This is a genomic window from Paenibacillus aceris, assembly GCF_017874035.1.
Taxonomy (GTDB): Bacteria; Bacillota; Bacilli; order Paenibacillales; family NBRC-103111; genus Paenibacillus_E; species Paenibacillus_E aceris.
The window spans coordinates 257,958-264,123 of sequence record NZ_JAGGKV010000010.1 but is presented as its reverse complement, the minus strand read 5'-3'; the positions used below and the strand labels follow the sequence as shown (position 1 = coordinate 264,123).

Sequence of the window (6,166 nt, the reverse complement as noted above, 5' to 3'; positions counted from 1 at the left end):
CCCAACCAAGTGAAGATCAGCTTTGTAGCGAATTCCGAATACTTGATTGGGGCCCAGAAAACCTAAGCAAATCCTACCTTTACGCAAGTTTCGTAACTAGTTTTCAGGGAATAATAATTCCTGAGTATATATGTCTTGGAGAGATACCCAAGTGGCTATAAGGGGACCCTCTGCTAAGGGGTTAGACTGCGTAAGCGGTGCGAGGGTTCGAATCCCTCTCTCTCCGCCAGTTCCAAACATATATAATCTTTTTATGTGGCGGCGTAGCTCAGCTGGCTAGAGCGTACGGTTCATACCCGTGAGGTCGGGGGTTCGAGCCCCTCTGCCGCTACCATAAAACCAAATCAGATGGAGGCTTAGCTCAGCTGGGAGAGCATCTGCCTTACAAGCAGAGGGTCGGCGGTTCGATCCCGTCAGCCTCCACCATCTAATTCATATGCCGTTGTAGCTCAACTGGTAGAGCAACTGACTTGTAATCAGTAGGTTGGGGGTTCAAGTCCTCTCGACGGCACCATTTTTATGGTATAGCTTGAATTGTCATGGAGCCGTGGTGTAGAGGCCTAACATGCCTGCCTGTCACGCAGGAGACCGCGGGTTCGAATCCCGTCGGCTCCGCCATTCATGTTCTTCATTGGATGGGACAAACTATTGGAAGTAAATAAGGCTCGGTAGCTCAGTCGGTAGAGCAGAGGACTGAAAATCCTCGTGTCGGCGGTTCGATTCCGTCCCGAGCCATTGAGATGGTTGTGCTGCATCCAAGCAGTACGGTTATCTCGCATCTGGAGGCTTAGTGAAGTGGCTAAACACGGCAGACTGTAAATCTGCTCTCTCCGAGTTCGGTGGTTCGAATCCATCAGCCTCCATTTCCCTAAGAGCCATTAGCTCAGTTGGTAGAGCACCTGACTTTTAATCAGGGTGTCGTAGGTTCGAATCCTACATGGCTCACTTTTCTAAATAACACAGAAGACCATCAGGGTCTTTTTTTGTTTTGTCCGACTTTCTTGGAAGAGAGCCTAATTCCCACCTTTCATGGGACTTTCTTCAGAAATTATAAGTTCATCTTTGACATGGGTCATCAAATGGTACGGTGAAATAGAAAAAGCATCCTCAATTAGGGATGCTTTTTTTCTATTTCAATTTCTCAGCAATGGACTGCATTTTTTGAGTCATCGATGCGGCTTTATCACGGCGATCATCGATTTTAATGGAAGTAGAGACGCGCTGTGCACCATTCGTAAATGGGACTTCATGGACGGCACGTATGACTTCCAGAAGCCGATCTAAGGAGCCTTCTAGAATGGTACCCATGGGAGTCATTTCAAAGGTGATGTCCGTGTGTTTTTCCAGCTCTTTATGTAAATCAGCGACATAACCGCTAAGGCTGGTGGTTGCCGTCCCGATCGGGATAATGGTGAATTCAGCAATAGCCATGAATGTGAGGGTTCTCCTTTCATCTTTTAATCCCTAAGCGCTCGTTGCGCAGCAGTGTAGTAATCTAGCTATCACTCATTTTAGTTGAGTTAGCATAGGTTATGCAATCAATTCTAAAGAGAGGGAGTCTAGTTGCTTTCAAGTACTGGCAAGTTCAATGATGTAATCCGCAGTTCTTGCGGCAAGCGCCATGACGGTATTGGTCGGATTGCAGCCGCTTGAAGTTACGAAAAGGCTCGCGTCGCAGATAAATAAGTTTGGAATATCGTGACTTTGACCGTAGCTGTTAACGACGGAAGTGGCCGGATTATTTCCCATGCGGCATCCGCCCATGAAATGTTGTGTATCCTGAACAACGTATGCAACATCCCCACCGGCTGCCTTGAGGATCAGCTTCATATTATCCACGGCGTGATCAATCAGTTTGCGGTCATTATCTCCGTAATTGAAGGTAACCGAGGCCCGCGGCATGCCATTGGCATCTTTTTCGTCAGATAAGGATATATGATTGTCCCAGTGTGGAAGAACCTCCCCTACCATCGTTAGTCTTCCGTAGTGGTTGTAATCACGCATAACCTGCTTTAGCTCTGATCCCCAGACAGGCTCTTGCGACGAATTACTAATCCCACCCGCCATATCAATCGGTCTCGAGCCATGAGAGTGGATTGTATAGCCTCTAGCATAGCCACGCTTGGGATCGGTTTCATAGAAGTCCTGCGTGGATGCGAGCACGGGGGTGCCCTTGTACAAACGAACCTCCTGCTCAAATTTGGCATACACATCATTGCTGCTATGAGTCATGACTGCGCGGCCTACCCAGCCGCTGGAATTTGCTAAACCGTCTGGAAATTGCGAAGATGCGGAATGAAGCAGCAGCCGGGGTGTCTCTACAGCATGCGCGCATAAAATAACGGTTTTGGCACGTTGACGGTACTCTGTTCCTTGATGGACGAATAGCGCACCACTGACGTGTCCATTAGCATCGACTTCGATTTGCGTAACCATGCAATCAGGGAGAATTTCAGCTCCGGCTTTTACTGCTTTGGGAATATGTACAGTCAATGTGCTGAATTTAGCATTCGGCATACAGCCTTGAATGCAGAAACCACGATTGATGCAGGGAGGACGTCCCTCAAAGGGAGCAGACAGAATAGCTAACGGTGTAACCACAGATTGAATACCGAGCGCTCCACAGCCTTTTTGAAATAAATAAGCATTGGGACTTAAAGGGTCGCGTTCTGGATAGGGGTAAGGTCCCCGGAAGTTGCCCCACGGGAAATGTTTGGGCCCGGAAACGGCTATTTCTTTTTCGATACGGTTGTAGTAAGGTTCAAGATCTTTGTAGTGGATAGGCCAGTTCTCTCCAACGCCGTCGATAGATTTGGATTTGAAATCCGATTCGTGAAACCGTAGAAAGACACCTGTGAAGTTCTGCGTTCCCCCGCCTACCCCTCTGCCTGAATTAGAGTACCCCATGCCTAAAGGAACTGTCCCATCTACGAACCGAGTCTCCTCCCAGCCTAATTGCCGCATACTCAGTTCGTCACTGGCGAAATCCTTCTGCGGATCCCGCCAGGGACCGGCTTCTAATACAACGACACTTAGACCGGCTTCGCTCAACTCTTTGGCGAGCACTCCGCCTGCAGCGCCTGCTCCAACAATTAAGATATCAACGGCCTCCTTCTCATATCTCCTGTTCATGGCTTTCTCACGGCCTCCCAGGGGTCAAGTTGACCTGTCTCCGCACGAACATATCCACGAGGATACGCAGGGCCGCCAAAACCAATTTCCGACCATACCAATGGATGTGAATAATAGGCTTCAACACTGAGCTGAAGGAGTTTTTGAAATAGGGCCTTTTGCGGAATGCCGTCCCATTTCTCAGTCGAGGGGTAGGTGGCGCTGCTGATTTGGAGCATGATTTGACGCTGAGATAGTTCATCCAGTTGGAAGAAGGGTTTACTGCTCTCGATCCAGCCTGTCTCATCAATAGCTTTAAGACCTTGACGCAGCAGAATGCGAGCAGGGGGAACGTTGACCTTGCGTTGCCCTTCACCTTTGTCTTCAGAGAGAACCTCATCAATATGACACAGGATGTACTGAATAATATCGCCTCGATGATCATCCATAAGCAGTCCACACCAAGCTCGTAGTGTTTCAGCTTCAACATGTGTGAGGTATTGATACGTATTTTCGCGTATTAAGCGGGCATTCACGACGTTCCTTGTGTGTGCGTCCCATTCGTTTTGCTCATCCATGACGTTAAAAGTCGGATAATGGCTATGAGTTGTCATTGTCATTCAACCTCCGTAAATGGCAGTAAGACCAAATATACTAAGAAATGAAAATAGTAAAGGCTCAGCACTAGCGGTCCCTCCTATAGGGTTAGTCCCTTGTACAATTATTTCCAAAAAAGCGAAGTTTATGAGCAAGCTAATCATCGTCAATTTTGCTAATCTATCGTCAACGTAAAATTTGATGAAAGATTTGTTAGGTTTACCAAACATGTGTGGGATAGGAAACATTTTAGGAATGAAAGACTTTTCACTGCCATGGTAATCTTGTACTAGAATGATTGGACTTTTCCAAATCTACAAACAATTACGTACTGGAGGATATAAGATGATAAAGATTCTTGCAAAACGTACACTAGGGATTACGGCAGCGGTAACGATCGCCTTGTCAGCAACGACGGCTGTTTCCGCCTTTGCCGCTAATGATGATATGGACGCAGTATCCCTAGCGAAGAAAATGGTCGGTGTCGATTACTCCAAAAGTAATGAAACCCCGACAGCGGGATTCGATTCCTCCGGTCTGATCTATTACGTGTATCAAACCCTTAATTATTCTGTTCCAAGAACGCTTGCTGAGCAATTTAAAATGAAAAAAAAACAAATAACGGACATTGCCAAAGCTGAGCCAGGTGACGTCTTGTTCTTTGGTAGTGGCGAGAAGCCATCCTATGCCGGGATCTATGTCGGTCAAGGGAAAATGGTCATGGCCTCCCAGAGCAAAGACGAAGTCGTCACCCGCAATGTCAGCGATTATAAGAAGAGCTTCATAGGCGGGAAAAGCCTTCTCTCGGCGAAGGATCGTTTGAAAGCAGAGCTTATCCTGACCGCTCAAAAGTATTTGGGAACGCCGTATGTCTTCGGCGCGAAATATGGACAAACCAAAACGATGGATTGCTCGTCTTTTGTGAAAACCGTCTTTGCGGAATACGGGATCACGCTGCCGCGGATATCCCGTGACCAAGCTAAAGAAGGAAAGTATGTTAGCAAAAGTGATTTGCAAACCGGGGATCTAGTCTTCTTTACAACTGTGGATTCCGGTAAGAATATCGGGCATGTCGGGATTTATGTAGGGGACGGGAACATGATTCATACGTATGGCGAAGGCGGCGTAAAATTTACGTCCATGAACAAAGAATGGTGGAAGGATCATTACGTAACTGCACGTCGGGTGTTAGGCTAAAATAAAGTAATGGAAGATAGAGAACCCTTGAGCAGCTTAGGTGCTGGAGGGTTCTTTCCCATTAGATAGGGGAGATATGGTACAATAGAGAGATAGAGATAGAAAGTTAGGAGAGAGGCAGATGGATTGGGAGCGCATAAAAGAACGATTGGAAGCGGTTTTACAGACACCTATGCACATCAGTTTGATATCTGAAACAGATTGGACGCACTTGTCAGAAGAACAAGCTGAACAACCGGTGAGCTTTTGCCGAAGTATTGAGCGTGGTCAAGACGTTTTGTTTTATTTAGCTAAGGAACACAAGGATATACGGGTTCTGCAGGTTACGGGAGCAAAGCTGACGGCATCTGAGCGCAAACTCATAGAGATGTCTGTCGAGTCCAAGCAAGTACAAGAGAAAAAGCAGTGGGGCGCTTTCCTGTCTGAGGATGAAAGAAAAGCATACCAGTTAAGGGATTGGCTGCTGGAGCAGATGGAACGCGGTTCAACCTATGCGGAGCTTCCGGATGCACTTGCTTCACAATCCTCTCTATATTCAACGAAGATTCCTCTGCTCCTATACGGGGATTACTCCCAAAATCAAAGCGTATCGTACGCTGATCTGAAGAAGCTGCTGGAGTCCTTCTTTGAATCGGAGATCATTCTGATTCCTTTGATGGATAAAGAATGGCTGATTCTAGCGCCGGAGGGCTTGCTAACGAGCGGCAGCGAGGAACGCGAGGGCGACGAAGAAGAAAGTGTTGAACAAATTCTTGATGCCCTAGGTTCAGGTCTGTATGAAATGCTAGCCAATGAATGGGTAGGAGAATGCCATCTTGCGATTGATTATCCGGTGAAACCCGCGAAGTCGCTGTTTGCCACCATTCTCAAACTAAGAGAAACCATCATGTTGGGCCGTTCTTTTCATGTTGGGAGTTTCATACATCTTCGCTGGGAGCTTCGTTTGGAAAAGCTGCTGCATCTCATCGAGGAAGAGGAGAAGGCTGAGTTCCTGGAACAGGTGCTGCGCGGCACCGACCATGCGCTTGATGCGGAGACGGTAACGACGCTGGAACACTTTTTCACCTTGGACTGCAATGTAAGCGAAACGGCGAAGAAACTGTATATTCATAGAAACACGCTATTATATCGGTTGGACAAGTTCAAAAACGAGACTGGATTGGATGTCCGAACGTTCAATCACGCTGTATTAGTGAGACTTGCTCTATTATTGTACAAAGTAACGAAAAGAAAGTGATTTTTTTGTAGGTATTGTGCATAG

The 6,166-nt window shown here is 47.0% G+C and carries 5 protein-coding genes and 8 tRNA genes; 10 read left to right on the top strand and 3 right to left on the bottom strand.

Translation table 11 applies throughout. The annotated features are described in order from the left end of the window. Positions 1 to 137 precede the first annotated feature (137 nt). The 8 genes from J2Z65_RS19930 to J2Z65_RS19895 all read left to right on the top strand — a co-directional run bounded on the left by J2Z65_RS19930 (position 138) and on the right by J2Z65_RS19895 (position 945). Positions 138 to 229 (top strand) — tRNA-Ser (locus J2Z65_RS19930). A gap of 28 nt (positions 230 to 257) precedes the next feature. Then, positions 258 to 334, top strand: a tRNA-Met gene (locus J2Z65_RS19925). 16 nt (positions 335 to 350) lie between these two features. Next, positions 351 to 426, top strand: a tRNA-Val gene (locus tag J2Z65_RS19920). Positions 427 to 438: 12 nt separating this feature from the next. After that, positions 439 to 514: transfer RNA gene (locus tag J2Z65_RS19915), tRNA-Thr, on the top strand. A 27-nt stretch (positions 515 to 541) separates the two neighbouring features. Beyond that, positions 542 to 618, top strand: a tRNA-Asp gene (locus J2Z65_RS19910). Between the two features lie 44 nt (positions 619 to 662). Further along, positions 663 to 735: transfer RNA gene (locus tag J2Z65_RS19905), tRNA-Phe, on the top strand. 46 nt (positions 736 to 781) lie between these two features. After that, positions 782 to 863, top strand: a tRNA-Tyr gene (locus J2Z65_RS19900). A gap of 9 nt (positions 864 to 872) precedes the next feature. Further along, positions 873 to 945: transfer RNA gene (locus J2Z65_RS19895), tRNA-Lys, on the top strand. A 183-nt stretch (positions 946 to 1,128) separates the two neighbouring features. On the opposite strand, the gene J2Z65_RS19890 is transcribed toward J2Z65_RS19895, so the two are convergent. The 3 genes from J2Z65_RS19890 to J2Z65_RS19880 all read right to left on the bottom strand — a co-directional run bounded on the left by J2Z65_RS19890 (position 1,129) and on the right by J2Z65_RS19880 (position 3,731). Further along, positions 1,129 to 1,431: an MTH1187 family thiamine-binding protein gene (locus J2Z65_RS19890; protein ID WP_167053159.1), complete on the bottom strand. Its 303-nt coding sequence runs from the start codon at positions 1,429 to 1,431 to the stop codon at positions 1,129 to 1,131. A 138-nt stretch (positions 1,432 to 1,569) separates the two neighbouring features. Next, positions 1,570 to 3,132, bottom strand: coding sequence for a GMC family oxidoreductase (locus J2Z65_RS19885; RefSeq protein ID WP_167053157.1), 1,563 nt, complete (start codon positions 3,130 to 3,132; stop codon positions 1,570 to 1,572). Further along, positions 3,129 to 3,731, bottom strand: coding sequence for a gluconate 2-dehydrogenase subunit 3 family protein (locus tag J2Z65_RS19880; RefSeq protein ID WP_244999164.1), 603 nt, complete (start codon positions 3,729 to 3,731; stop codon positions 3,129 to 3,131). The genes J2Z65_RS19885 and J2Z65_RS19880 overlap by 4 nt, the downstream gene beginning before the upstream one ends. Before the next feature lie 322 nt (positions 3,732 to 4,053). Here J2Z65_RS19880 and J2Z65_RS35360 point away from each other — a divergent pair, with 322 nt between their 5' ends. Together J2Z65_RS35360 and J2Z65_RS19870 are read left to right on the top strand one after the other, a co-directional pair. Continuing rightward, positions 4,054 to 4,905: an NlpC/P60 family protein gene (locus J2Z65_RS35360; protein ID WP_240159494.1), complete on the top strand. Its 852-nt coding sequence runs from the start codon at positions 4,054 to 4,056 to the stop codon at positions 4,903 to 4,905. Positions 4,906 to 5,026: 121 nt separating this feature from the next. After that, on the top strand, positions 5,027 to 6,142 hold the full coding sequence (locus J2Z65_RS19870; protein WP_167053155.1) for a PucR family transcriptional regulator: 1,116 nt from the start codon (positions 5,027 to 5,029) through the stop codon (positions 6,140 to 6,142). The last annotated feature ends 24 nt before the right edge of the window (positions 6,143 to 6,166 follow it).

Bases quoted from the DNA above. Each gene is read 5' to 3' on its own strand.
- J2Z65_RS19885 (WP_167053157.1), bottom strand. From the start codon at position 3,132: ATGAACAGGAGATATGAGAAGGAGGCCGTTGATATCTTAATTGTTGGA.
- J2Z65_RS35360 (WP_240159494.1), top strand. From the start codon at position 4,054: ATGATAAAGATTCTTGCAAAACGTACACTAGGGATTACGGCAGCGGTA.
- J2Z65_RS19880 (WP_244999164.1), bottom strand. From the start codon at position 3,731: ATGACAATGACAACTCATAGCCATTATCCGACTTTTAACGTCATGGAT.
- J2Z65_RS19890 (WP_167053159.1), bottom strand. From the start codon at position 1,431: ATGGCTATTGCTGAATTCACCATTATCCCGATCGGGACGGCAACCACC.
- J2Z65_RS19870 (WP_167053155.1), top strand. From the start codon at position 5,027: ATGGATTGGGAGCGCATAAAAGAACGATTGGAAGCGGTTTTACAGACA.